Genomic DNA, 24,112 nt, shown 5'->3' on the forward strand with positions numbered 1-24,112 from the left:
CGTTTTCGACCTCCGCATCATCCTCGACCAAAAGTGAGACCCCCATGGCTGCTGACAAATCCAAGATCATTTACACCCTGACCGACGAGGCGCCCTTGCTGGCCACGGCCTCGTTTTTGCCGATCATCCGCACGTTTGCGGCGCCTGCCGGCATCGAAGTGGCCGAGAGCGACATCTCTGTGGCGGCCCGTATTTTGGGTGAGTTTTCGGATTTGTTGCCCGCTGAGCAGCGCGTGACCAACAACCTGGCCGAACTGGGCAAACTGACCCTGAACCCCTCGGCCAACATCATCAAGCTGCCCAACATCAGCGCTTCGGTGGGCCAACTGGTCGCCGCGATCAAGGAGTTGCAGTCCAAAGGCTACGCTCTGCCCGACTACCCCGAAAACCCCACAACGGAAGAAGAAAAGGCCCTCAAGGCCCGTTATTCCAAGTGCACCGGCTCGGCCGTGAACCCCGTGCTGCGCGAAGGCAACTCGGACCGCCGTGCCCCCCGCGCCGTGAAAGAGTTCGCCCGAAAGAACCCCCACAGCATGGCCGAATGGAGCCAGGCCTCGCGTTCGCACGTCTCGCACATGCACAGCGGCGACTTCTACCACGGTGAAAAGTCCATGACCCTGGACCGCGCCCGTGACGTGAAGATGGAGCTGATCACCAAGAGCGGCAAGGCCATCATCCTCAAACCCAAAGTCTCCCTGCTTGACCGTGAAGTCATCGACAGCATGTTCATGAGCAAAAAGGCTTTGTGCGAGTTCTACGAAAAAGAAATCGAAGACGCCCGCAAAACCGGCGTAATGTTCTCGCTGCACGTCAAGGCGACCATGATGAAGGTTTCGCACCCCATCGTGTTCGGTCACTGTGTGAAGATTTTCTACAAGGAAGCCTTTGAAAAGCACGACGCCCTGTTCAAGGAACTGGGCGTGAACGTGAACAACGGCATGGCCGATCTGTACAACAAAATCGCCACCTTGCCCCAGTCCAAGCAAGACGAAATCAAGCGTGACCTGCACGCCTGCCACGAGCACCGCCCTGAGCTGGCCATGGTCGATTCAGCCAAAGGCATCACCAACTTCCACTCGCCCAACGACGTGATCGTGGACGCCTCCATGCCCGCCATGATCCGCAACGGCGGCAAGATGTGGGACGCCAACGGCCGCTTGAAAGACGTCAAGGCCGTGATGCCCGAGTCGACCTTTGCCCGCATTTACCAGGAGATGATCAACTTCTGCAAATGGCATGGCGCATTCGACCCCAAGACCATGGGCACCGTGCCCAACGTCGGCCTGATGGCCCAGCAAGCCGAAGAATACGGCTCGCATGACAAGACCTTCGAGATCCCCGAAGACGGCGTGGCCAACATCACCGACCTGAACACCGGCGAAGTGCTGCTCTCCGAAAACGTGGAAGCGGGCGACATCTGGCGCATGTGCCAGGTCAAGGACGCAGCGATTCGTGACTGGGTCAAGCTGGCCGTCACGCGAGCGCGCAACTCCGGCATGCCCGTGGTGTTCTGGCTCGACCAGTACCGCCCCCACGAAGCCCAGTTGATCACCAAGGTCAAGATGTACCTGCACGAGCACAACACCGCCGGTCTGGACATCCAGATCATGAGCCAGGTGCGTGCGATGCGTTACACCCTGGAGCGTGTGGTGCGCGGTCTGGACACCATCAGCGCCACCGGCAACATCCTGCGCGACTACCTGACCGACCTGTTCCCGATCATGGAACTGGGCACCTCGGCCAAGATGCTGTCGGTCGTTCCTTTGATGGCGGGCGGCGGCATGTACGAAACCGGTGCAGGCGGCTCGGCCCCCAAGCATGTGCAGCAGTTGGTCGAAGAAAACCACCTGCGCTGGGACTCGCTGGGCGAATTCCTGGCGCTGGCCGTGTCGCTGGAAGACCTGGGTCTGAAAACCGGCAACACCAAGGCCAAGGTCCTGTCTGCCACGCTGGATGCCGCCACCGGCAAACTGCTGGACAACAACAAGAACCCTTCGCCCAAGACCGGCCTGCTGGACAACCGTGGCAGCCAGTTCTACCTGGCCATGTACTGGGCTCAGGAATTGGCTGCGCAAACCGAAGACAAGGAACTGGCCGCCCAATTCGCGCCTTTGGCCAAAGCTTTGACCGACAACGAGACGAAGATCGTGGAAGAGCTGAACGCCGTGCAGGGCAAGCCTGTGGACATTGGCGGCTATTACATGCCCGACCAGGCCAAACTGGCCGCCATCATGCGCCCCAGCGCGACCTTCAACGCCGCCTTGGCCAGCGTCAAGGCCTGATCCACGCCTGACATCACGGCGCCCTGCGCGCCAGGTGATCCCCAGCCCCCGCAAGCAGCCATGTTTGCGGGGGCTTTTTTTGTCTTGGTCGTTGACCACCGCCCCCCACCCGCAGGTCGGTACTCGCAGAATCCGACAATGGCCCTCCTGCAGGGCGTCCTGAATTACCCCAAAGGTTTGTATATGCCGTGAAATCGGCTAAAAAGGGTTTTCATCCGAACCATCCAATCGTCCCCCGACACCCGAGAGCTATATGACCCCAGATTGTTTTGACTACATCATCGTGGGCGCAGGCTCAGCCGGTTGCGTGCTCGCTGCACGTCTGAGTGAAGACCCGAACGTGCAGGTGGCCCTGCTCGAAGCCGGGCCAGAGGACACCAGCGCGCTGATCCACTGCCCGGCCGGGATTGCCGCCATGCCGCTGGTTCGCAGTGTGTCGCAAGCCCTTGAAACCGTGCCCCAGCCCGGCCTGCTTGGGCGCAAGGGCTACCAGCCGCGGGGGCGCACTCTGGGCGGCTCCAGTTCGACCAACGCCATGATCTACATTCGCGGCCAGCATGCCGATTACGACCAGTGGGCCGCAATGGGCAACCCGGGCTGGGCCTGGCAGGATGTGTTGCCCTACTTTCTCAAAGCCGAACACAACGAACGCCTGCACAACGCATGGCATGGCCAAAACGGGCCTTTGAATGTGGCCGATCTGCAAAGCCCGAATGTGTTTTCGCACCGTTTTGTGCAAGCCGGTGAACAAGCCGGTTTGGCACGCAACGAGGACTTCAATGGCGCCAGCCAGGAAGGCGTAGGCCTATACCAGGTGACGCACAAAAACGGCGAGCGTTTCAGCGCCGCCAAGGCATACCTGACACCCCAGCGCCATCGCCCGAATTTGCATGTGCTGACGGGCGTGACGGCCGATCACCTGGTGCTCGAAGGCGGTGTGGCCCGTCAGGTGCTGGTGCGCCAGGGCGGCACGCAACGCAGTTTGTCGGCGCGACGCGAGATCATCCTCAGTGGCGGTGCCTTCCAATCGCCCGCCTTGCTGATGCGTTCGGGCATTGGGCCTGGCGCACACCTGCAAGCCATGGGCATTGAGACCCTGTGCGATTTGCCCGGCGTGGGCCAGAACCTGCACGACCACCCCGATGTGGTGCTGGTTGCCCAGGCACCGTACACCGAACTGTTTGGTGTCTCGCCCAAGGGGGCGTGGCGGATTCTTCAGGGCATGTGGCACTGGCGCCAGCATCGCCGGGGCATGCTGACCACCAACTTTGCCGAGGCCGGGGGCTTTTTCAAGACCTCACCCGAGCTGGCCCAGCCCAACATTCAACTGCACTTTGTGGTCGGCAAACTGGTCAACCACGGCCGCACGCCCAGCATGGGCCATGGTTATTCATTGCATGTGTGCCTGTTGCAACCCCAAAGCCGTGGCCATGTGCGCCTGGCCAGCACCGATGCCATGACGCCACCGCTGATTGACCCAGGGTTTTTGACACACGAAGCCGACATGGCCCAGATGATCGAGGGGGTGCGTCAAGCACGGCGCATTCTGAACCAACCAGCGCTCAGCGCTTATGGCCGGGAAGCGGCCGCATCAGCCAAAGCACAAACCGATGCCGAGCTGGCCACTTGGATTCGCCAGCACGCCGACACCATCTACCACCCCGTGGGCACCTGCCGCATGGGCTGCGACGAGATGGCGGTGGTGGACTCCACCTTGAAAGTGCGTGGCGTGGCCGGGCTGCGGGTGGTGGACGCGTCGGTCATGCCGCGTGTGGTCAGCGGCAACACCAACGCCCCCACGATCATGCTGGCCGAAAAAGCCGCCGAGCTGATCCGCGCAGCAGCCCGCTGAGCTGTGAGCCCCCCATCCATGTCGGACTCTTCGAGTGCCGACCTACGGGGATGGGTTGACGGGACTCGATGACCCCGGCTGCTGATTTGCAAAGCACACGCTGACCTTCAGGCCCCGCGCCCCCTCGGCCTGCGCCAGCCGGAATGTGGCGCCCAGAATGCGGGCATATTCAGCGACGATGGCCAGGCCCAGGCCCGAGCCTTGTTTGAGGGCTTCCCCGGCGCTGCCTTGCGCCCAGCGACTGAGCAGCCGCTCACGCTGGACATCGGAAATGCCAGGCCCGTTGTCAATGACGGAAAGGCACACCTCGCCTTGCCCGGCATCACGAACAATTTCAACCGTCACATGGCGCGGCTCGCCTTCCGAGGGCAGGCCATAGCGCAGCGCGTTGTCAATCAGGTTGTCCAGCACCCCTTCGAGCAAGGCGCGCTGCGCCAGCACCTGCACCGGCACATCCAGCCCCCGGGCACCCAGATCAACCCCCAGACCATCGGCCCGGTGCAGATGCCGCATCAGGCTGTCGCGCACCACATCGTCGAGCGACAGGGGGTGCAACGGCAGCACCTGCATGGCCTCTTGCGCCAGCGCCAGCGCCAGCAACTGGTCAATCAAATGGCTGGCACGGGCCTGACTTTGGACAATGCTGTGCAGTTGTTCACGCCAGATGTGGGGCTCGGCATGGGCCAGGCCATATTCGGCCAAGGCGCGTATGCCGGCCAGTGGTGTGCGCAGTTCGTGGGCCACATTGCCTGCAAATTCTTTTTGCCCGCGCACGCTTTGCCCGATGCGCAAGAGCAGTGCGTTGACCGCTTCGCCCAGACGCTGCACTTCGCTGGTCCGGCGCGAGACCGTCACCGGCGTCAAATCGCGGGCATCACGCTGGGCCACGGCGTTTTCCAGGTCCATCAGGGGTTGCACGTCTTTCTGGATCATGCGCCGCAACCACCAGGCCAGGCCGAGCAGCAGCAACACTTGGGGCGCCAGCGACACCACGAGCAAGCGTTCAAACAAACGGCCCTGGCTGTGCGTGGTCTGGGCCACCACCACATTGAAGGCCGCAGGCTTTTGTCGGGGCAGCTGCACCGCTCGCAGCATCTGATTTTGAAACGCGACTTCTGTGAAAAACGGCGCGGCCCCCTCACTCACCGACGGCAATGGCAAACCCGCATGCCCTGCCAAGAGTCGGCCATCGTCCAAGTACACAGCGAAGTAAAGGCTTTCATTCTGGTCAAAGAGCAAGGTGCTCATTTCTGTCGCGGTCAGGCCCAAGGTCAAGCCACCATCTTCGGCATGGCGCACATGGCTGGCCACCGCGTAGGCGTCATCGAGCAAGGCGCGGTCCAGTGCCTGCTGCGTGAAATAACGCGCCACGCCAAACGCCAGCACCGTGCCCAGCAACCACGTCAGCGCCAAAGGCCAGATGACATGCCAGAGCAAGCGCGAACGCAGGGCGCGGACGGGTGCTTTCACGGGCGCTCTTCTTCCATGAGGTAACCCAAGCCACGCAAAGTGCGGATGGTGGCGCCGGACTGCGCCAGCTTTTTGCGCAAACGCGAGATGAAGGCCTCCAACGCGTTGTCGGCCAGGGCTTCTTCAAAGTCCGACAGTTTGTTGGACAAGTCCTTTTTGCTGACGGTGTGCCCGGGCGGGGTCATCAACTCCCACAGCACCTCCAGCTCACGAGCGGGCAGAACCAGCTCCTGGCCGTGGATCAAGACGCGGCGGGCTTTGCGGTCGAGCACCAGCTGGCCCAGCTGCGTCAGGTCTTCGGCGCCCTGACTGCGGCGCACCAGGGCGCGCAATCGGGCCTCGACCTCGGCCAGCTCAAAGGGCTTGCCCAGGTAATCGTCCGCCCCGGCGTCCAGCCCGGCAATGCGTTCGTCGGTGCGGTTGCGGGCCGTGAGCACCAGCACGGGGGTTTTGTCGCCCTTGGCACGGCGCTCGCGCAGCAGGTTCAAGCCACTGGTCATGCCCGCGTCGGCGCGGTGGTTTTGCGGCAAATTCAAATCGAGCAAAACCGCGTCATAGGGCTGAACCCGCCACAGGTGGCAAGCGCTGTCATAGTCTCCAGCGCCATCGACCCGATGACCGGCATCGTTCAGGCTGCGCAGCATGACCCCTTGCAGCACCGGATCGTCTTCTACCAACAGTATGCGCATCTGCCCACAAGCTCCAAATTGATATTAAAGTTATATTTTTACCAACACAGCTGACAAGTCAGGTCTTGGTCAGGCCGCATCCCCGATAAATGAGGCATGAGCATACGACACTTGTTTTTTTCAGGCCCTCTGGCCGGGCTGGCTTGCAGTCTTTGGGCGGTCACCGCCTGGGCCGCCGATGGACCTGCCGTGCCCCCTCAGGCCGCTTTGCCCGGCGCCCCAGTTGCCTTGACGGCCAGCGCATCCGCCAGTTTGAGTCTGGCGCAAGTTCTGCAAGCGGCCCAGCGCAACCCCGACGTGATGGCCGCACAGCGCGCCTTGCAGGCGGCACAAGCCGATGTGCTGACCGCTGACCGGGCGCCCGCACCCACACTGTCGGCGGGGGTGTCTTCGATTGATCTGCAAAACGGGGTGGGTGGCGGATCGTTCTGGACACAGAAAAAACTGGACAAATCGCTGGGCCTGGACTGGACCTGGGAGCGCGGCAACAAACGCGCCCTGCGCACCGAACTGGCCGAACGCTTGGTCAAAGCCGTGCAAGCCGACGGACAAGACGCCTTGGTGTTGCAGCAAATCGGGGCGCAAGCCGCTTTTTATGACCTGCTGGCCACGCAAGAACGCTTGCAAACCGTGCAGGCCATGGCCCAGAGCGCCGCCCAACTGGCCCAAAGCGCCGACCACCGACTCAAAGCGGGTGACTTGTCGGCCCAAGACGCGGCCCGCACCCGCATCGAAGCCGATCGCGCCCGCGCCGACGTGCACAACGCGGCCCTTGAACACCAACTGGCCACACAAGCGCTCAGCCTGCGGACCGGTCTGAGCGTGCCGACCGGTGGTTGGCAAGCCCAAGGCGACTGGCCGATCGCGCTCGCGCAAAGCGTGCCAGACGAGCAGGTGATCGACGCCCTGGTCGAGCAACGCCCGGACGTGATCGCCGCCCGTGCCCGGGTAGAAGCGGCACACACAGCGGTGCAGGCGGCACAGGCGCTGCGCCAGGGGGACCCCAGCGTGGGCACCACGTTTGACCACTACCCCGGCACCTCCACGCGCTTGCTGGCGTTTCGCATTTCGGTGCCTCTGACCGGTGGCCAACGCTTTGACGGTGAAATCGGCCGCGCTCTGGCGCAAGAAGAACAAAGCCGCGATCTGCTGCAAAAGACCCTGCTGCAAGCCCGTGCCGAGCTGCGCACCCAAGTGCAAGCCTGGCAAGCCAGCGCCGAGCGCCTGAAGATTTACGACGAAGCCATCTTGCCGCAAGCCAGCCGTGTGGCGGCCCAGGCCGAGACCGCCTACAGCAAGGGCGGTTTGACGCTGACCGATTTGCTGGATGCGCGCCGCACCCTGAAAACCACCCAGCTCGAAGCCCTGGCCGTGCGCAGCGAACACGCCAAGGCATTGGGCACCTGGCTGTTGCGCCAATCGGCACAAGCCCCACGCTGAGCTTTTTGAACACTTATTGAGCGAGAGAATTTCCGTGAAATCTTTGCACCTTTCCCTGACCGCCATCGGCCTGGCCGCACTCACCTTGCTGAGCGCTTGCCAGGACAAACCTGAACCTGTGGCGGGCGTGCCCACCCCCATCATCCAGAACAACCAGCTGCGCTACCCGGCAGGTCACCCCCAGCTGCCGCTGTTGGTGACCACGAAAGCTGTGACCGCCAAGAGCATCGCGGTCGAGCTGCCCGCCCGCATCGTCTGGAACGAAGAAAAAACCCAACGCATTTACGCCGCCTTTGCCGGGCGCGTGTCGCGCATCAGTGCCGATGTGGGCCAATCGGTGAGCGCCGGTCAGGTGCTGGCGCAACTGGCATCGCCCGAGTTTGGCGCCGCCCAGGCCGACACCTCTCGCGCCCAAGCCGACGCCACGCTGGCCAGCCAGGCCCTGAAACGCCAGCGCGAGTTGTTTGAAGCCGGTGTCGTGGCCCGCAAAGACCTGGAGCAAGCCGAGGCCGAAGCCAGCCGTGCCCAGGCCGAAGTGGCGCGTGCTCAGGCCCGCACCAGCCTGTATGGCAGCAGCACCGGGGTGAACATGCAACTGGGCCTGCGCAGCGAGATTTCTGGCGTGGTGGTCGAGCGCAACCTGAACCCCGGCCAGGAAGTGCGCCCGGATGCCAGCACAGCCCCCATGTTCGTGGTGTCTGACCCCAGCACCCTGTGGGTGCAAATTGACGCTCAGGAAGCCGATGTGGCCGATTTGCGCCCGGGCGCCAAGGTGAACCTGGTGCTGCCCTCACTGGCCGGGCAAAGTTTTGAAGCCACCATCAAAGCCGTCACCGACCAGATTGACCCAGCCACCCGCACCATCAAAATCCGCGCTGCGGTGGCCAACCCCAAGCGTTTGCTTAAAAGCGAAATGCTGGCCAAGGTGCGCTATGCGCGCCAGGTCGGCCCCGGCGTCGAGGTGCCTGCCACAGCGGTCTTCCTGCGCGGCAACCAGCACTATGTGTTTGTGCAAAGCGAGGCGGGCATGTTCGCACCGCGTGATGTGAAGGTCTCTTTTGAAGGCCCCAAAACCGTGTTGATTGGCGAAGGCCTCAAGGAAGGCGAGCAAGTGGTCAGCCAAAACGGTCTGCTGCTGGCGCGTGAATTGCGCTTGGCCCAGGAAGCCGCCCACACCACAGAGCACGCCAAGCCATGAAAAAACTCATCCATTACGCGCTGAACCAGCCGCTGTTCATCGTGCTGGGCACGCTGCTGTTTGTCATGGCGGGCGTGATCGCTTTCAAAAACCTGTCGGTCGAAGCCTTTCCGGACGTGACCGACACCCAGGTGACGGTGATCGCGCTGTACCCGGGGCGGGCCGCCGAAGAGGTGGAAAAGCAGGTCACGCTGCCCATCGAGGTGGCGCTGGCCGGGCTGCCCAACTCGATCCGGGTGTTCTCGCACACCCAGTTTGGTTTGTCGTTCACCGTGGTCACTTACAACGACAACGCGGATGTGAACATCGTCCGCCAACAAGTCAATGAACGTTTGCGCGGCGTTGATCTGCCCCCCGGCGTAGAAGCCAACATTGCCCCCAACGCCACGCCTGTGGGTGAAGTCATGCGCTACCGCCTGCGCGGCGATGGCCAGACCACGACCGAGCTGCGCACCCTGCAAGACTGGGTGGTGGAGCGCGGTCTGCGCCAAGTGCCCGGTGTGGCCGATGTGGTGGCCATGGGCGGCTTCATCAAACAATACGAAGTGCAGCCCGACCTGGAAAAACTGCGCGCCCACAAGTTGACCTTCCAGAACCTGCTCGATGCGCTGGGCCGAGGCAACTCCAACGCGGGCGGCAGCTATGTCGCCCAGGGCTTGCAACAGTTCGCCATCCGCGGCATCGGCTTGCTGCGTTCACCCGAAGAAATTGGCCAGGTGGTGGTCGCCACGCGCAACGCCACACCAATTCTGGTGCGCGATATCGCGACCGTGAAGATCGGCGCGGTGCCTCGCCTGGGCACCGTGGGCCAAGACCTGGACAACGACATCGTGACCGGCATCGTGGTCATGCGCAAAGGCGAAAACCCCAGCGTCGTGCTCAAGGGCGTCAAGGACAAGCTCAAGGAACTCAACGAACGCGGGCTGCCCAAAGGCGTGCAGGTGGTGCCCTTTTATGACCGCACCTGGTTGATGGACAAAACTTTGACGACGGTGTTCAAGAACCTGGTCGAAGGCGCGCTGCTGGTGTCGCTGGTGCTCTACATCTTCTTGTCCAACCTGCGCGCCAGCCTGGCGGTGGTGGCGGTGATTCCCTTGGCCTTGTTGTCCACCTTTTTGGGCCTGAAGATCATGGGCATCCCGGCGAACTTGCTGAGCCTGGGCGCGATGGACTTCGGCATCATCGTGGACGGTGCGGTGATCGTGATCGAAAACATCATGCACCGCCTGGCCGAGCGCGGTGAAGGCATGAACGACAAGGAACGCAAGGCCGTGATCACCGAGGCCACCAACGAAGTGGGCAGGCCCACGGTGTTCTCGATGCTGATCATCATTGCGGCGCACATCCCGATCTTTGCCTTGCAGCGTCATGAAGGCCGCATCTTCCAGCCCATGGCCCTGTCGGTCACGGCGGCGCTGATCGGCTCGCTGATCTTCTCACTCACCTTGGTGCCTTTGCTGGGCTACTGGATGCTGCGCAAAAAGCTGCCGCATCACGACAACCGCGTGGTGGCCAAAGCCAAGCAAATTTACGTCCCGGCGCTGGACTGGGCGCTGAGCCACCGCCGCAAGGTGGTGGGCATTGCCATTGGCTGCTTTGCCTTGGCCATGGTGGCCGCCTCACGCCTGGGTTCGGAATTTTTGCCGGAACTCAATGAAGGCACGATCTGGGTCAACGTGCGATTGCCCGCCAGTGTGGCCAACGAAGAGGCCACGCGCATCCTGAGCCAGATCCGCAAAACCTTGCACAGCGTGCCCGAAGTGCGCACCACGGTGTCCAAGGCCGGTCAGCCCGAAGACGGCACCGACCCCAAAACCATCAGCATGGCCGAGATTTTTGTGGATTTGAAACCCGCTGAAGAATGGCGCAAGGGCCTGACCCGCGAGCAGCTGATTGAAGAGATGGACCACGCCGTCTCAGCCCTGCCGGGCATGGAGCCGACGTTCTCGCAGCCCATTCGGGACAACGTGCTCGAATCGATTTCGCAGATCGACGGCCAGATCGTCATCAAGATCGCAGGCGATGACCTGGTGGTGCTCAAGGAAACGGCTGAGGCCATCGAGCGTGAAATCAAACAGGTCAAGGGCGTGAGCCGGGCCGAAATCGACCGCCAGGGCGAATTGCCGCAGCTGCTGATCAACATCCAGCGCGAGCAAGCCGCTCGCTACGGCCTGAACGTGGGCGATGTGCAAGACGTGATCGAAGCTGCGCTGGCAGGCAAGGGCGCCACCACACTGTGGGACGGCGAGCGCCGCTTTGATGTGGCCGTGCGCCTGCCCCAGGAGCGGCGCAACATCTCGGAGCTGTCAGCCATTCCCATCCCCACGCCCGATGGCGGTTACGTCAGTCTGGGCGCAGTCAGCAAGATCGAGCAGACCAGCGGCGCCATGAACATCGCCCGCGAGTCGGGCCGCCGCACCATGGCCATTGGCATCTTCATCAAGGGCCGTGACATGGGCTCGGTGGTGGGCGACATGAAAAAGCGCGTCGACGCCAACGTCAAGATTCCCGCCAATTACACCGTCAACTGGTCGGGCGAATTTGAAAACCAGGAACGCGCCATGCAGCGCCTGTCGGTGGTGGTGCCGATCTCGCTGCTGCTGATCTTTGTGTTGCTGTTTGACGCCTTCAGTTCCTTCAAGAGCGCAGCGCTGATTTTGATGAACGTGCCCCTGGCCCTGATTGGCGGCTTCATTGCACTGTGGGTGTTCAACATCCCACTGTCGGTGTCGGCGGCCATCGGTTTCATTGCGCTGTCGGGTCAGGCCGTGCTCAACGGCGTGGTGATGCTGTCGGTGTTCCAGCAACTGCGCAACGCCGGTTACAACGTGATCGATGCGGTGAAAGAGGGCGCCAAACAGCGCTTGCGCACCGTGCTGATGACGGCCATGCTGGCGGCTTTGGGTTTGCTGCCCATGGCCATGAGCCACGACATCGGCTCTGAAACCCAGCGGCCTTTGGCGATTGTGGTGATTGGTGGACTGATCACGGCCACGCTGCTGACTTTGGTGGTCTTGCCTGTGCTGTATGCTTCTTGGTTCTCCAAAAACACCCCACCCACTGAGGCCTGATGAACGCTTGGCAAGACTGCTGGACAGCACTGAAAAACCACCCCCGTGAACGTGCCAAGCTGCTGCTGGGGCGGGTTTTCTATGCCACCAGCACCCGCCGCTGGCTGGATTTCGTGCGTGGCCACGAGGTGCTGTGGTCGCAGGTGCCAGACTTCCCGAAGCTGCTGACGCGCATTTACCGCCCTTACGGACTTCGCACCTTGAGCTGCTCTCAACGCGTGCAGATGATGGTCCGGCACTATGAAGTGGTCAGACAACAGGGCCTTGAATCCTTGCTGGTGCGTTCTGCTGCGCAAGCCTTGCTCTTGTGTGAAGTGCCCACCAAGTCGGAAGACAAGGCGCGATTGTTTTTGCAGTCCCTGCGTGACGGCCACCGCGAAGGCGAGATGAGCCTGCAGCTGTACCTGGGTGATCGGTTTTTGTATTCGCTGACTTTTGCGCTGGCGGGCGAGCCTCTCCAACCGGACATGCTCATCACGCGCCTGCAAAGCAACAACACGGACGAGGCCAAAGACCTGATCCGCACAGCCACCAAGAGCTTTCACGGTTACCGGCCTTCGGTCTTGCTGCTGCAAGCAGCGCGCCAATTTGCCCAGCTGTGCGGTTGCCAGCGGGTTTTGCTGGTGCCCAACCGGCAACGCGTGGCCCTCAACCCGGTGCGCCGCCTGAAGATCAAGACCGATCTGGAAGGCCTGTGGCGCGATCTGGGTGCCGAGCCGCAAGCCAACGGTCTGTTTGAAGTCAGTGCGCAGGTGGTCTTGCCCCAGGATTTCAGCGATGTGGCCTCCAACAAGCGCGCCGAGGCCAAACGCAAAGCCGCCTTGGCCGCTGATCTGCTGCAAGCGCTCTCGGCCAGCATGGCACAGCGGAGCTGAATCGCCTGCCCAGTTTTTTGCGGGTGGGCAGTATTCGCAGGTCGGCGGCTTCAGCCCCGACATGGGTCTGTGCTGAGCACACAACGTCGGAGCTGAAGCTGCCGACCTGCGAGCTTATTGGCCGGTCGGCGACTTGTGGCCAAACCACAGTGGCAAGCAATCAACCCAAACCAATGGGCGATGGGGCCCGGCTCACAATCATGCTGAAGAGTTTTTCGTATTCCTGCGCTGGTGGGTAATGGCCGGTGAGGGGATCGGCGTTGGCGGCAAATGCCGCATCCAGGGCCTGCCACTCATCGTCTGTGAGGCAATGCTCAGCCTCGGGCAGGATGATGGATTCTTCCAGGTGCATGTGTTCCACATAGAAGGCCATGTAGGTCTTGAACGCATCTTCAAATGCCTGACGGCGGCTTGCGCCCAGCAGCTCCCATGACAGAAGCAAGTGCTGCAAATCGCGGGCGGCTTTTTCACTGTACATGTGGTCTCTTTCCAATTTGTCGATGGCGCCCATGACTTTGGGTACGGCTTTGGCCACTTTGGGAAAGAGCAAATTTGATTCTTTGGGATGGTGCAGACGCTCTGGAAATTCGTCGATGTAGAACAGCATCGCACGCAAGACATCAAAAAAATTGCGGCGGTCTTCGCTCGGGCCTCTTTCGATCATCATGCGCATGGACTGCAGCATGGCCGCCAAAGACGCGTGTTCGTCACGAATGATTTGCAGGCTGCTGTGCTTTTTCATGGGGCTTCTCCTTTTTGTGTTCTTGTCAGTTTGAACACTTTTGCCCCCAAACGTCATGACGCATGTCAAGAAAATGGGATGCTTTTCAGCGGCTCCTCAGCTTTTGGGTTTCCAGCGTTTGAGCAACAAGGCATTGCTCATCACACTGACCGAACTCAGGGCCATGGCTCCTCCGGCGATCACCGGATTGAGGTATCCCATGGCCGCCAAGGGGATGCCGGCCACGTTGTAGGCAAAGGCCCAAAACAGGTTTTGCCGGATCTTGGCCACGGTGCGTGCCGATATATCGAGCGCTGCGCCCACCAGCGCCACATCGCCGCGCATGAGGGTGATGCCTGCCGCGTGCATGGCCACATCGGTGCCGTTGCCCATGGCCAGGCCCACATCGGCTGCGGCGAGCGCTGGGGCATCATTGACGCCATCACCCACCATGGCCACGATGCGGCCGCCTTCGCGCAGCTTTTGCACTTGTGCTGATTTGTCGCCGGGTAAAACTTCAGCCAGCACTTCACCGTCTTCAGGGCGCAAACCCAGGCGCCGCGCCATGCTTTCAGCTGCGGCCTGGTTGTCGCCCGAAATCATGACCAGTTTCAGGCCCCGATCGCGCAGTGCGGCCAATGCCTGCGCAGCCCCTGGTTTGGGTTCATCGCCAAATGCCAGCAAGAGCAGGCCTTGCACGCCCGTTGCGGTGCGTTCGGCCAGGGCCGACACGGTCACCCCTTCGGCTTGCAACAGTTTCAAATCATGGTCCCAAATGGTCATGTCCATGCCTTCTTGCTGCAACCAACGCAAACTGCCCAGCATCAGCGCGTGCCCATCGACCGTGGCCTGCACGCCTTTGCCGGGCACAGCGGTCATGTTCTGGGCAGTGCCCGGGCTCAAGCCTTGCGCTTTGGCTGCCGACAGCACGGCACGGGCCAAGGGGTGTTCGCTGCCACTTTGCACGGCAGCGGCCCAAGCCAGTGCGGTCTTGGCGTTATGCCCGGGCGCAGGCAAACATTGCATCAATTGAGGTTGCCCCATGGTGAGGGTGCCGGTTTTGTCAAACGCCACGGTTTGCACTTTGTGCGCGATTTCCAGCGCCTGTGCGTCCTTGATCAAAATGCCATGTTTGGCCGCCACCCCTGTGCCGGCCATGATGGCCACCGGTGTGGCCAAGCCCAATGCGCAAGGACAGGCGATGACCAACACAGCCACTGCATGGATCAAGGCGGTCTCAAAAGAGGCGCCCTTGAACATCCAGACTGCCAGGGTGATGAACGCGACCAACAAGACCACGGGTACAAAAACCTCGGCAACTTTGTCCACCAGACGCTGTATGGGTGCTTTGGCCGCTTGCGCGTCTTCCACCAGACGGATGATGCGCGAGAGCACTGTCTCATGACCCACGGCACTGATCCGCATCAAGACCCGGCCATCGCCATTGATGGAGCCACCCGTGAGCTGTGCGCCCAAGGCTTTGGACACCGGCAGGGGCTCACCCGTCAACATCGCTTCGTCCACCTGGGTCTGGCCTTCGACCAATTCTCCATCGAGCGGAACACGCTCTCCGGGACGCACCACAATCAGATCGCCCACCAGAATTTCATCCACAGGCACATCGACTTCGCCGTCTTCACTGATCCAGTGCGCCTTGTCCGGGCGCAAGGCATGCAAGGCGCGAATGGCCTCGGTGGTTTGACGTTTGGCACGCGCTTCCAGCCATTTGCCCAGCATGACCAAGGTGATGACCATGGCCGAGCCTTCAAAATACAGATGCGGCGCATGTCCGGGATGCGCAGTCAGCCAGAGCCAAACCGAGAGCAACCATCCGGCTGTGGTGCCCAATGCAACCAACAGGTCCATGTTGCCAGTGAGCGCCTTGAGGGCATGCCATCCGGCTTTGTAAAAGCGCGCGCCCAATATGAACTGCACCGGTGTGGCCAATGCAAACTGCAGCCAGGACGGCAGCATCCAGTGCTTCCCCCACAAGTCCCCCAACATGGGCAATACCAAAGGGATCGACAACATCAGCCCGATGGCCACCGGTGCAAAGCCCGCCCATGGGGAATCATGGGCTGCGATGTCTGCTGCTTGCGGGCTGAGCGGCTCGTAACCCGCATCACGTATGGCTCTGCGCAGGCGCGCGTCGGTCACATCGCCAGTCTGAACCGCAATGCGTGCAGATTCGGTGGCCAGGTTCACCGTGGCAGAGGTCACACCCGGCACTTTGTTGAGCGCTTTTTCTACCCTTGAAACACACGAAGCACAGGTCATGCCCCCAATACCGATGTCGATGGTTTGGGGTTCACTATTGATGTGTGTCATGTTCAAACCGCCTTTTTGATCTATGCTTTCAATATACCCATGAGGGTTTATTTGAAATGCATATCATGAACCAAATTTTCACCGTTGAGGGCATGACTTGTGGACACTGCGAAAAGGCCGTGACCAAAGCCTTGTTGGCCCTGGATGCTCAAGCCCAAGTGACGATTGATCGTCCCCACAACACGGTTCAGGTCCATTCTGAAAAACCTCGCGAAGCTTTGGCGCAAGCCATTGCCCAAGAAGGTTACCGCGTCGCTGTTTGATTTTTTTTTCACTTCAAAGGAATCGTCATGAACCAAAACATTGGTGGTATTGAGCGCATTGTTCGCGTGCTGGTAGGCCTGGTGATGGTGGGCTTGACTTTGGCAGGCCAGATTGGTGTCTGGGGCTGGTTGGGTCTGGTGCCCATGGCCACCGGTTTGATCGGCTGGTGCCCACCCTACAGCCTGATCGGCATCAACACCTGCAAAACCAAAAAAACTTGAATTGGCGGATGCTCATTCATCCACAGCGGTGGAACAGCGAAGCCGGGCTTTGAAAATAAGGACTTCCCGGACTGGGGCGTGATGCAGTGTTGAGATCACGCTGCATGCATTCACTGATCTTTACAAATCAGAGCTTGCGCAGCATATCCCGGACACATGGCAGCGGCACACTGACGCCATCCCATCATTGAAAGGATGTTTCCCATGAAATCGATTCGCCACGCACTCATCACCGGCAGCTTGCTGGCCAGCTTGTCTGGTCTGGCCTTGGCCCAGAACGCTCCCCCTCGTGCTCCTGATACCCGGGTGCCACAAGCCGAACGCATAGAAAAAATGCATCAATACATGAGCGAACGGCAAGCCAGACAGCTCGCAGAACTCAAAAGCAAATTGAAGCTCGAACCCAGCCAGGAAGGGGCATGGACTGCGTTTGCTCAATCCATGCAACTACCCGCACTGCCCTTCTTTTGGCCAGACCCAGCAGCTTTGGAAAAACTCACCACACCAGAACGCCTGGACCAAATGCAGGCGCACAAAGCACAACGTGATGCCTTGATGCAAAAACATGTGGATGCCACCAAGGTTTTCTATGCGGCACTGAACGCTGATCAGAAGAAAACCTTTGACACCGAAACCGCCCAGGCCATGACGCACCTGTATGGCGTCATGCCTCACGGCGGTGGTCGCTTCGGTCCACGTTGAGCGAATGCTGACCGGCATGTAACGCATGCTCTCTGTACGAGGCTACCTTCACAAGTAGCCTTTTTTGATTCATTTTCAAGAATTGACCCACATCAAATCGCACCCCACAGCGGATGGTTAAGCTTGAGAAATGAGCTCACACACCCCACCCCATTCCACTCAGACACGGTCTGAACCTTTTTTACCTCCCATCTTGCCCATCGCCATGGATCAGCCCATGCAATGGCTGGCCCTGGGCTTCAAAGACTTGGCGCGTGCACCTTTTTTGAGCTTGATGCATGGGCTGTTTTTGGCCATTTTTGGTGGTTTCATCACCTTGCTGGCCCATGACCAATTTTGGTTGCTGGCCGGTTATTTGTCCGGTTTTCTGGTGATAGCGCCTGTTCTGGCCACCAGCTTGTACGCCATGAGCCGCGCCATGGAACGTGGTGAAACCGTCAATTTTGATTTACTGGTTCAAACCTGGACACAGTGGCAATTGAGGTTGCGCCACCAACCAGACAGTTACTGGAGCCTGATCCGCTTCGGACTTCTTTTGGGCATGGCAGCGACGGGCTGGGTCATCACCTCGGCAGCCCTGATCACCTTGATGGCGCCCGCCCCCATTCATACCCCTGTTGATTTCATCCGTCTGGTGGTTCTGAGCCCGGACAACCCCTTGTTTGAAATTTGGTTGGGCCTGGGTGGAATGATGGCAGCTCCTGTGTTTGCTTCAAGTGTGGTGTCCATGCCTTTGCTGCTTGACCGAAAGGTCACGGTGTTGCAGGCGGTTTTGACCAGTTGGAAAGCGGTGTTGACTCACCCAATTCCCATGGCACTTTGGGCTTTTTTGATCATCGGGTTTTCCATTCTGGGCATTTTTTCGCTTTTTCTGGGTCTGATCCTGATCGTGCCCATGCTCGGCCATGGAAGCTGGCATGCGTATCGCCATTTGGTCGATGTGTCTGATCTGGAAGAACGCATGACAGGACAAGGTGAACAGTGATGTTTGGTTTCACCGAAGAACAATTCGCCTGGTTTGGCCTGACTGTGGGCGTTGGCGCTTTCATGCTCTACATGCTGTTCATCATTGGCCAACTGGCCTGGGAGTCGAAAGCTGGAAAATTTGGCACCTTTGTAATTTTTTTGGGCTTGGCATTTGGCATGCTCGGCTTCGTGGCCAAAGTCGTCATTCAATGGGTGATTGGGCGCTGATCGCCTGTTACCCACAACCCTGTGGATAAAAAAAGAGCAAGTGTGCAGTTATCCACAGCCCGGGGTCCATCGCTGAAGTTGTTCATATTTCGAAGACACGCCAAAAGCAGGGACACCCACATGTTTGCCGTTGCGCTAAGTGGTTGTCAGAACGAAAAAAAAATGCCTTGTCCACAACCAAGCGCTGCCCTTATCTACTACTGCTATTTTGATATTTAAAACTATAGAGAAATAACAAATAACAACTGCGCTGTTAAGATTTGCACCTTTCCACCGTTCACGGCACCATGGCCATCGTTTCAGAAGCCCCTTTTTCTCACTGTTACGACATCAAAAGCGCTGATTTGCCATTGGTGGCGTTGTTGCTCAAAACCACCCACATCCAAAGCGTGTCGGCTGCGTTAACACAGCAATTAGCGGACAGTCCTGATTTTTTTGATCAAGAACCTTTGGTCATTGACGTTAGTGCTTTAAGTTCGAATTCCGCTGATGCTCCTTTGGACTTGGAAGAGCTGGTTTTGGTTCTCCGTCAACATGGCTTGATCCCTTTGGCCATCAAAGGGGCCCAGGAGACGCTGTTGGCCTCTGCGGCAGGTCTGGGCTTGGTCAATGCTTCAGATGCCCGTATACGGCGTCCTGTGCCTGTTGCTGAACCTGTTGCGCCACCACAGCCTGTGCTTGCACCACCGCCAGCACCTGTGGCCTTAGGTGCCATGGTGATAGACAAGCCTTTGAGATCCGGTCAGCAGGTTTATGCCAAAGGCCGGGATTTGGTCGTTTTAGCGGTTGTCAATCCAGGGGCTGAAGTCATTGCCGATGGCAACATCCATATTTATGGCGCTTTGCGCGGCAAAGCCATTGCCGGTGCCCGTGGCAATGTGAATGCCCGCATTTTTGCGCAGTCCATGGAACCTGAATTGGTCTCTATTGCAGGGGTGTACCGCACCAGTGAAAATCCACTGGCCAAGAACGTGCTGTCCATGCCTGCGCAGGTTTGCCTGCAATCAGGGCCGGAGGGTGACAAGTTGTTGATCACACCTTTGAAACCCTGAAAATTGAGATCTTGTTTTTTATTTTGTCCAAGAAAGAATCCCCCATGGCAAAAATCGTCGTTGTGACTTCCGGCAAAGGTGGCGTTGGCAAAACCACGACCAGTGCCAGTTTCGCTACAGGCCTGGCCCTCAAAGGCTTTAAAACAGCGGTCATCGATTTTGATGTGGGCTTGCGCAATCTGGACCTGATCATGGGTTGTGAGCGCCGTGTGGTCTATGACTTCATCAACGTGATCCAGGGCGAGGCCAACCTGAACCAGGCCTTGATCAAGGACAAGCAGTGCGAAAACCTTTATGTTTTGGCTGCGTCACAAACCCGTGACAAGGATGCCCTGACTCAAGAAGGTGTTGAGAAGGTGCTCAATGACCTGAGCACCATGGGTTTTGAATACATCGTGTGCGATTCGCCTGCCGGCATTGAAACCGGCGCCCTGATGGCGATGCATTTTGCGGACGAAGCGCTGGTGGTGACCAACCCTGAAGTGTCTTCCGTGCGCGACTCTGACCGCATTTTGGGCATGTTGGGCAGCAAGACCAAGCGCGCCATTGAAGGTCTGGAGCCGATCAAAGAGCATTTGCTGATCACGCGCTACAACCCTCATCGCGTGGAAGATGGTCAGATGCTGTCTTTGCAGGACATCCAGGACATCTTGCGCATCAAGCTGCTGGGTGTCATTCCTGAAAGCGACAAGGTGTTGCAGGCTTCCAATCAGGGCACTCCTGCCATTCACATGGCCAACACCGATGTGTCGGAAGCCTACAAGGATGTGATCGATCGATTTTTGGGTGAAGATAAACCCATGCGGTTCATTGATGCGGAAAAAGCGGGCTTCTTCAAACGTCTGTTTGGGGGTTAAATCATGTCTTTCCTTTCCTTCTTCGCAGGCGAAAAGAAGCAAACGGCCAGCGTTGCCAAAGAGCGCTTGCAGATCATCCTGGCGCATGAGCGCAGCGGTCGCAACGCGGCGGAGCCTGACTATTTGCCTGATTTGCAGCGTGAGTTGGTGGCTGTGATCAGCAAATACATCAAGATCAATCTGGAAGACATCAAGGTCAATCTGGAGCGCCAAGACAACCTGGAAGTTCTGGAAGTGAAGATTGAATTACCTGACGCACGCTGATTTTTTTCAGCCCGATGCTCATAAAAAAAAGCCATCCTTTCGGATGGCTTTTTTGCACCTTGGTATTCGCAGAGTCCGACAATTTGCTGTCTTCAAACCACTTTCAGTGAGGCCCACAAGGCTCGGGCTGCTTTCAGGTTGCGTTCCTTGACGTGGCCATATCCCTTGATGTTTTCAGGCACGCGTGCCACAGCCAGGGCATGAGCATGCTTGTCGTTGTTCAGGTCGGTGAGCAGGCTTTCGATGTGCTGTTGGTATTCACTGATCAAGGCACGTTCTGTGCGCCGCTCTGCGGTGTAGCCAAACACATCGAATGACGTTCCGCGCAGGACTTTGAGCGGAGCGAGCATCTTGAAGCCGGTTTGCATGGTCGGGCCGAACTTTTGTTTGATCAATTCACCTTTGTCATTGCGTTTGGCCAGAAGAGGAGGCGCCAGGTGGTAGTGGACTTTGTAGTCCCCTTCAAAGCTGTCTGCAATGCGTTCCAGAAATGCTGTTTGGGTATGCAAACGGGCCACTTCGTATTCATCTTTGTAAGCCATCAAGGTGTACAGATGTCGGGCCACAGTTTCACTCAAAATGGTTTTGCCCAAAGGCGTTTCAGCCATTTTGACGCGTTCGACGAAGACGCGATAGCGTTCGGCGTAAGCAGCATTTTGGTAGTGCGTTAAACGCGTGATGCGGTTGACCATGATGTCTTCAAGGCTCTCGCGCTTTTTAAAGCTGATGACCTGTGCCGGTTGCACATGCTGCATGAGTGTGTCCAGATGGTGCGCCGCGTGGCGCCCCCATTCAAACGCGGTCAGGTTGTTTTGAATCGCCACTTCATTGAGTTCGATGGCGCGCACCAGGGATTCATGATGCAAGGGAATCCAGCCCTTTTGCCAGGCATAGCCCAGGATCATGGGGTTCACATAAATGGTGTCACCCATCAGTTCTTTGGCCAACAAGTCGGCATTGAAGCTGCCCACCCCTTTTGCGCCCACTTGTTGGATGATTTCAGCGATGCATTGTTCAGCCGGGTTTTGCCAGTTGCTGTTTTTCACAAATGCAGCTGTGGGGGTGCTGCTGCTGTTGAGAGCCACATGGGTGCGGCCTGCGCGCATGCGCAGCAAGGTTTCCTTGGATGCAGAGACGATCGGGTCGCATCCCAAAATCAGATCGGCTGCCGCCATGCTGACACGCGTAGTGCGGATGTCACTTTGTGAATCGGCGACCAAAATGTGACTCCAGGTGGCACCCCCTTTTTGGGCGAGGCCAGCTGCATCTTGCGTGACGATGCCTTTGCCTTCCATGTGCGCCGCCATGCCCAGCAATTGACCAATGGTGATCACGCCTGTGCCCCCGACACCGGCGACTACCATGCCCCATGGATGGGGGGTGTCGGGCAATGTCGGTTCAGGCAAGGAGCCCAGGTCAGCGGGCGTGAAGGTGTGGGTGGTGGTGGTCGATTTCTTTTTGAATTGACCACCTTCCACGGTGACAAAGCTTGGACAAAAGCCCTTGAGGCAGCTGGTGTCCTTGTTGCAGGTACTTTGGTTGATGGTGCGCTTGCGGCCCAAATCGGTTTCGAGCGGTTCGACCGACAGACAGTTTGACTGCACGCCGCAATCGCCACAGCCTTCGCAGACTTCTTCGTTGATCATCACGCGGACAGCCGGGTCGACCATCGTGCCGCGTTTGCGACGACGGCGTTTTTCGGTGGCGCAGGTCTGGTCGTAAATGATGATGGTGGTGCCCTGGATCTCGCGCATCTCGCGCTGGATGCGGTCGAGTTCGTCGCGGTGGAACACGCGTACGCCTTCAGCCAAAGTGACGCCCTGGTATTTGTCAGGTTCGTCGGTCACCACCACGATGCGCTGGGCACCTTCGGCCCGCATGCTTTGTGCAATTTGCACCACGCTGTGGCCTTCTGCCCGTTCACCCACGGGTTGGCCACCGGTCATGGCCACGGCGTCGTTGTAAAGAATTTTGTAGGTGATGTTCACACCAGATGCCACGCTTTGGCGAATGGCGAGCAAACCGCTGTGGAAGTATGTGCCGTCACCGATGTTGGCGAACACATGCTTTTCGTTGCTGAAGGGCTGCTGACCTGTCCATGGCACACCTTCGCCTCCCATTTGGGTGAAGCCCACGGTGCTGCGGTCCATCCAGATGCTCATGAAATGGCAGCCAATGCCGGCCATCGCGCGTGAGCCTTCTGGGACTTTGGTGGACGTGTTGTGTGGACAGCCTGAGCAGAACCATGGTTGACGTTCGGAATCGGCACCCAAGTTGAGTGTCTGCATGGTTTTTTCCTTGGCATCCAGCACGGCCAGATGCGCGTCCATGTGCGCCGTGGTGTCGCTGTCCAGCCCCAGTTTTTTCAACCGCTTGGCGATGGCACGGGCAATGATGGCGGGCGTCAAATCGGCATTGGCGCGCAGCAAGGTGCGTTCAGTCGGGTTGGGAATCGACCATTCACCACCGGAAACATCACCTTCGCTTTCATCAAATTTGCCCAGAATGTTCGGGCGCACGTCATCACGCCAGTTGTAGAGCTCTTCCTTGAGCTGGTATTCGATGAGTTGGCGCTTTTCTTCCACCACCAAAATTTCGCGCAAACCGGTGGCGAATTCGCGTGTGGTTTGGGCTTCGAGCGGCCACACCACATTCACCTTGTGCAGACGGATGCCCAGTTGGCGGCAGCGCTCGTCATCCAGTCCCAGGTCCAGCAGGGCTTGTCGCGTGTCGTTGTAGGCTTTGCCACTGGCGATCAGGCCAAAGCGGTCATGCGGGCCTTCAATGACATTGTGGTTGAGCTTGTTCGCCCGGATGTAGGCCAGCGCTGCATACCATTTGTAGTCAAACAGGCGGGCTTCTTGTTCCAGTGCGTTGTCGGGCCAGCGGATGTGCAGGCCACCGGGCGGCATCTCGAATTCAGGCAACACGATCTGCACACGCTCGGGGTCAATGTGCGCGGTGGCGCTGGATTCGACAATTTCCTGGATGGTTTTCATGCCCGCCCAGATGCCCGCAAAACGACTCATGGCCAGAGCGTGTACGCCCTGATCGAGGATGTCTTGCACGCTGGTCGGGAAAAAGACAGGCAGGCCGCAGGCCTTGAAAATGTGGTCACTTTGGTGGGCGACGGTAGAGCTCTTGGCCACATGGTCATCGCCTGCCACCGCCAGCACGCCCCCCCAGGGTGTGGTGCCAGCCATGTTGGCGTGTTTGAACACGTCAGAACAACGGTCTACACCCGGCCCCTTGCCGTACCAAATGCCAAACACACCATCAAAGCGGTTGGAGCCTGCCGGGGCAAAGCCCAGCTGCTGCGTACCCCACAGAGCGGTGGCAGCCAGCTCTTCGTTCACACCCGGCTGAAAAACAATGTTTTGTGCTTTCAGGTGCTCTTTGGCTTTCCATAAGGATTGGTCATAGTTGCCCAGAGGGGAGCCCCGGTAGCCGCTGATGAATCCTGCGGTGTTTTTGCCTTGCAAGGCGTCACGTTGGCGTTGCAGCATGGGCAGTTTGACCAGGGCCTGGACGCCGCTCATGAACGCACGGCCCACGTCGAGGCTGTATTTGTCGTCCAATGTCACTGTTTCCAAAGCCTGGCGAATCGAATCGGGCAAGGGGGCGTTCATGGT

Annotated in this window: 19 protein-coding genes; 14 read left to right on the forward strand and 5 right to left on the reverse strand. The window is 59.0% G+C overall.

What is annotated here, in order from left to right; translation table 11 throughout:
- The first annotated feature begins 44 nt into the window (after window positions 1-44).
- Both B9Z51_RS12025 and B9Z51_RS12030 read left to right on the forward strand, forming a co-directional pair.
- Window positions 45-2,282: an NADP-dependent isocitrate dehydrogenase gene (locus tag B9Z51_RS12025; RefSeq protein ID WP_108375959.1), complete on the forward strand. Its 2,238-nt coding sequence runs from the start codon at window positions 45-47 to the stop codon at window positions 2,280-2,282.
- Between the two features lie 253 nt (window positions 2,283-2,535).
- Window positions 2,536-4,134, forward strand: coding sequence for a GMC family oxidoreductase (locus B9Z51_RS12030; RefSeq protein ID WP_108375061.1), 1,599 nt, complete (start codon window positions 2,536-2,538; stop codon window positions 4,132-4,134).
- A 42-nt stretch (window positions 4,135-4,176) separates the two neighbouring features.
- Here the strand turns inward: B9Z51_RS12030 and B9Z51_RS12035 are convergent, their stop codons facing one another.
- On the reverse strand, window positions 4,177-5,604 hold the full coding sequence (locus B9Z51_RS12035) for a sensor histidine kinase (protein ID WP_108375063.1): 1,428 nt from the start codon (window positions 5,602-5,604) through the stop codon (window positions 4,177-4,179).
- The gene (locus B9Z51_RS12040; RefSeq protein ID WP_108375065.1) at window positions 5,601-6,293 is read right to left on the reverse strand and encodes a response regulator transcription factor; all 693 of its coding nucleotides are present in this window, start codon (window positions 6,291-6,293) and stop codon (window positions 5,601-5,603) included. The genes B9Z51_RS12035 and B9Z51_RS12040 overlap by 4 nt, the downstream gene beginning before the upstream one ends.
- 96 nt (window positions 6,294-6,389) lie before the next feature.
- Here B9Z51_RS12040 and B9Z51_RS12045 point away from each other — a divergent pair, with 96 nt between their 5' ends.
- The 4 genes from B9Z51_RS12045 to B9Z51_RS12060 are packed head-to-tail and all read left to right on the forward strand — an operon-like array spanning window position 6,390 to window position 12,877.
- Entirely contained in the window at window positions 6,390-7,733 is a 1,344-nt protein-coding gene (locus tag B9Z51_RS12045; protein WP_108375067.1) for a TolC family protein, read from the forward strand.
- Between the two features lie 34 nt (window positions 7,734-7,767).
- Window positions 7,768-8,931 carry an efflux RND transporter periplasmic adaptor subunit gene (locus B9Z51_RS12050; protein ID WP_233254948.1) on the forward strand — a complete coding sequence of 388 codons (1,164 nt, stop codon included), beginning with the start codon at window positions 7,768-7,770 and terminating at the stop codon, window positions 8,929-8,931.
- Complete coding sequence (locus B9Z51_RS12055) at window positions 8,928-12,002, forward strand: efflux RND transporter permease subunit (RefSeq protein ID WP_108375071.1); 3,075 nt, start codon at window positions 8,928-8,930, stop codon at window positions 12,000-12,002. Before B9Z51_RS12050 ends, B9Z51_RS12055 begins: the two co-directional genes overlap by 4 nt.
- Window positions 12,002-12,877 (forward strand): DUF535 family protein, encoded by an 876-nt coding sequence (locus B9Z51_RS12060; RefSeq protein ID WP_108375073.1) that lies wholly within the window; start codon window positions 12,002-12,004, stop codon window positions 12,875-12,877. The genes B9Z51_RS12055 and B9Z51_RS12060 overlap by 1 nt, the downstream gene beginning before the upstream one ends.
- Window positions 12,878-13,037: 160 nt before the next feature.
- On the opposite strand, the gene B9Z51_RS12065 is transcribed toward B9Z51_RS12060, so the two are convergent.
- Window positions 13,038-13,619: a hemerythrin domain-containing protein gene (locus B9Z51_RS12065; RefSeq protein WP_199227526.1), complete on the reverse strand. Its 582-nt coding sequence runs from the start codon at window positions 13,617-13,619 to the stop codon at window positions 13,038-13,040.
- A 96-nt stretch (window positions 13,620-13,715) separates the two neighbouring features.
- Complete coding sequence (locus B9Z51_RS12070) at window positions 13,716-15,926, reverse strand: cation-translocating P-type ATPase (protein ID WP_108375077.1); 2,211 nt, start codon at window positions 15,924-15,926, stop codon at window positions 13,716-13,718.
- Between the two features lie 65 nt (window positions 15,927-15,991).
- On the opposite strand from B9Z51_RS12070, the gene B9Z51_RS12075 reads away from it, so the two are divergent.
- From B9Z51_RS12075 to minE, 8 genes are all read left to right on the forward strand, one after another.
- Window positions 15,992-16,189, forward strand: coding sequence for a heavy-metal-associated domain-containing protein (locus B9Z51_RS12075; protein ID WP_108375079.1), 198 nt, complete (start codon window positions 15,992-15,994; stop codon window positions 16,187-16,189).
- Between the two features lie 27 nt (window positions 16,190-16,216).
- The gene (locus B9Z51_RS12080) at window positions 16,217-16,411 is read left to right on the forward strand and encodes a DUF2892 domain-containing protein (RefSeq protein WP_108375081.1); all 195 of its coding nucleotides are present in this window, start codon (window positions 16,217-16,219) and stop codon (window positions 16,409-16,411) included.
- Window positions 16,412-16,615: 204 nt separating this feature from the next.
- Entirely contained in the window at window positions 16,616-17,113 is a 498-nt protein-coding gene (locus B9Z51_RS12085; protein WP_158272882.1) for a Spy/CpxP family protein refolding chaperone, read from the forward strand.
- A 205-nt stretch (window positions 17,114-17,318) separates the two neighbouring features.
- Window positions 17,319-18,098 carry a DUF2189 domain-containing protein gene (locus B9Z51_RS12090; RefSeq protein ID WP_233254949.1) on the forward strand — a complete coding sequence of 260 codons (780 nt, stop codon included), beginning with the start codon at window positions 17,319-17,321 and terminating at the stop codon, window positions 18,096-18,098.
- Entirely contained in the window at window positions 18,098-18,307 is a 210-nt protein-coding gene (locus B9Z51_RS12095) for a DUF2788 domain-containing protein (protein ID WP_199227527.1), read from the forward strand. The genes B9Z51_RS12090 and B9Z51_RS12095 overlap by 1 nt, the downstream gene beginning before the upstream one ends.
- Window positions 18,308-18,594: 287 nt before the next feature.
- Window positions 18,595-19,359, forward strand: coding sequence for a septum site-determining protein MinC (minC, locus tag B9Z51_RS12100; RefSeq protein WP_108375089.1), 765 nt, complete (start codon window positions 18,595-18,597; stop codon window positions 19,357-19,359).
- A 44-nt stretch (window positions 19,360-19,403) separates the two neighbouring features.
- Window positions 19,404-20,216 (forward strand): septum site-determining protein MinD, encoded by an 813-nt coding sequence (minD, locus tag B9Z51_RS12105; protein ID WP_108375960.1) that lies wholly within the window; start codon window positions 19,404-19,406, stop codon window positions 20,214-20,216.
- Window positions 20,217-20,219: 3 nt separating this feature from the next.
- On the forward strand, window positions 20,220-20,480 hold the full coding sequence (gene minE / locus B9Z51_RS12110; RefSeq protein ID WP_108375091.1) for a cell division topological specificity factor MinE: 261 nt from the start codon (window positions 20,220-20,222) through the stop codon (window positions 20,478-20,480).
- Between the two features lie 92 nt (window positions 20,481-20,572).
- On the opposite strand, the gene B9Z51_RS12115 is transcribed toward minE, so the two are convergent.
- The gene (locus B9Z51_RS12115) at window positions 20,573-24,109 is read right to left on the reverse strand and encodes an indolepyruvate ferredoxin oxidoreductase family protein (RefSeq protein ID WP_108375093.1); all 3,537 of its coding nucleotides are present in this window, start codon (window positions 24,107-24,109) and stop codon (window positions 20,573-20,575) included.
- Window positions 24,110-24,112: the final 3 nt, after the last annotated feature.

The organism is Limnohabitans sp. T6-5 (assembly GCF_003063315.1).
Taxonomy (GTDB): Bacteria; Pseudomonadota; Gammaproteobacteria; order Burkholderiales; family Burkholderiaceae_C; genus Limnohabitans_A.

Excerpts from the sequence above, each read along its gene's own strand:
- B9Z51_RS12065 (WP_199227526.1), bottom strand. The coding sequence starts at position 13,619 with ATGAAAAAGCACAGCAGCCTGCAAATCATTCGTGACGAACACGCGTCT.
- B9Z51_RS12085 (WP_158272882.1), top strand. The coding sequence starts at position 16,616 with ATGAAATCGATTCGCCACGCACTCATCACCGGCAGCTTGCTGGCCAGC.
- B9Z51_RS12095 (WP_199227527.1), top strand. The coding sequence starts at position 18,098 with ATGTTTGGTTTCACCGAAGAACAATTCGCCTGGTTTGGCCTGACTGTG.
- minD (WP_108375960.1), top strand. The coding sequence starts at position 19,404 with ATGGCAAAAATCGTCGTTGTGACTTCCGGCAAAGGTGGCGTTGGCAAA.
- minC (WP_108375089.1), top strand. The coding sequence starts at position 18,595 with ATGGCCATCGTTTCAGAAGCCCCTTTTTCTCACTGTTACGACATCAAA.
- B9Z51_RS12075 (WP_108375079.1), top strand. The coding sequence starts at position 15,992 with ATGAACCAAATTTTCACCGTTGAGGGCATGACTTGTGGACACTGCGAA.
- B9Z51_RS12040 (WP_108375065.1), bottom strand. The coding sequence starts at position 6,293 with ATGCGCATACTGTTGGTAGAAGACGATCCGGTGCTGCAAGGGGTCATG.
- B9Z51_RS12030 (WP_108375061.1), top strand. The coding sequence starts at position 2,536 with ATGACCCCAGATTGTTTTGACTACATCATCGTGGGCGCAGGCTCAGCC.
- B9Z51_RS12090 (WP_233254949.1), top strand. The coding sequence starts at position 17,319 with ATGGATCAGCCCATGCAATGGCTGGCCCTGGGCTTCAAAGACTTGGCG.
- minE (WP_108375091.1), top strand. The coding sequence starts at position 20,220 with ATGTCTTTCCTTTCCTTCTTCGCAGGCGAAAAGAAGCAAACGGCCAGC.
- B9Z51_RS12055 (WP_108375071.1), top strand. The coding sequence starts at position 8,928 with ATGAAAAAACTCATCCATTACGCGCTGAACCAGCCGCTGTTCATCGTG.
- B9Z51_RS12070 (WP_108375077.1), bottom strand. The coding sequence starts at position 15,926 with ATGACACACATCAATAGTGAACCCCAAACCATCGACATCGGTATTGGG.
- B9Z51_RS12060 (WP_108375073.1), top strand. The coding sequence starts at position 12,002 with ATGAACGCTTGGCAAGACTGCTGGACAGCACTGAAAAACCACCCCCGT.
- B9Z51_RS12025 (WP_108375959.1), top strand. The coding sequence starts at position 45 with ATGGCTGCTGACAAATCCAAGATCATTTACACCCTGACCGACGAGGCG.
- B9Z51_RS12045 (WP_108375067.1), top strand. The coding sequence starts at position 6,390 with ATGAGCATACGACACTTGTTTTTTTCAGGCCCTCTGGCCGGGCTGGCT.
- B9Z51_RS12115 (WP_108375093.1), bottom strand. The coding sequence starts at position 24,109 with ATGAACGCCCCCTTGCCCGATTCGATTCGCCAGGCTTTGGAAACAGTG.
- B9Z51_RS12080 (WP_108375081.1), top strand. The coding sequence starts at position 16,217 with ATGAACCAAAACATTGGTGGTATTGAGCGCATTGTTCGCGTGCTGGTA.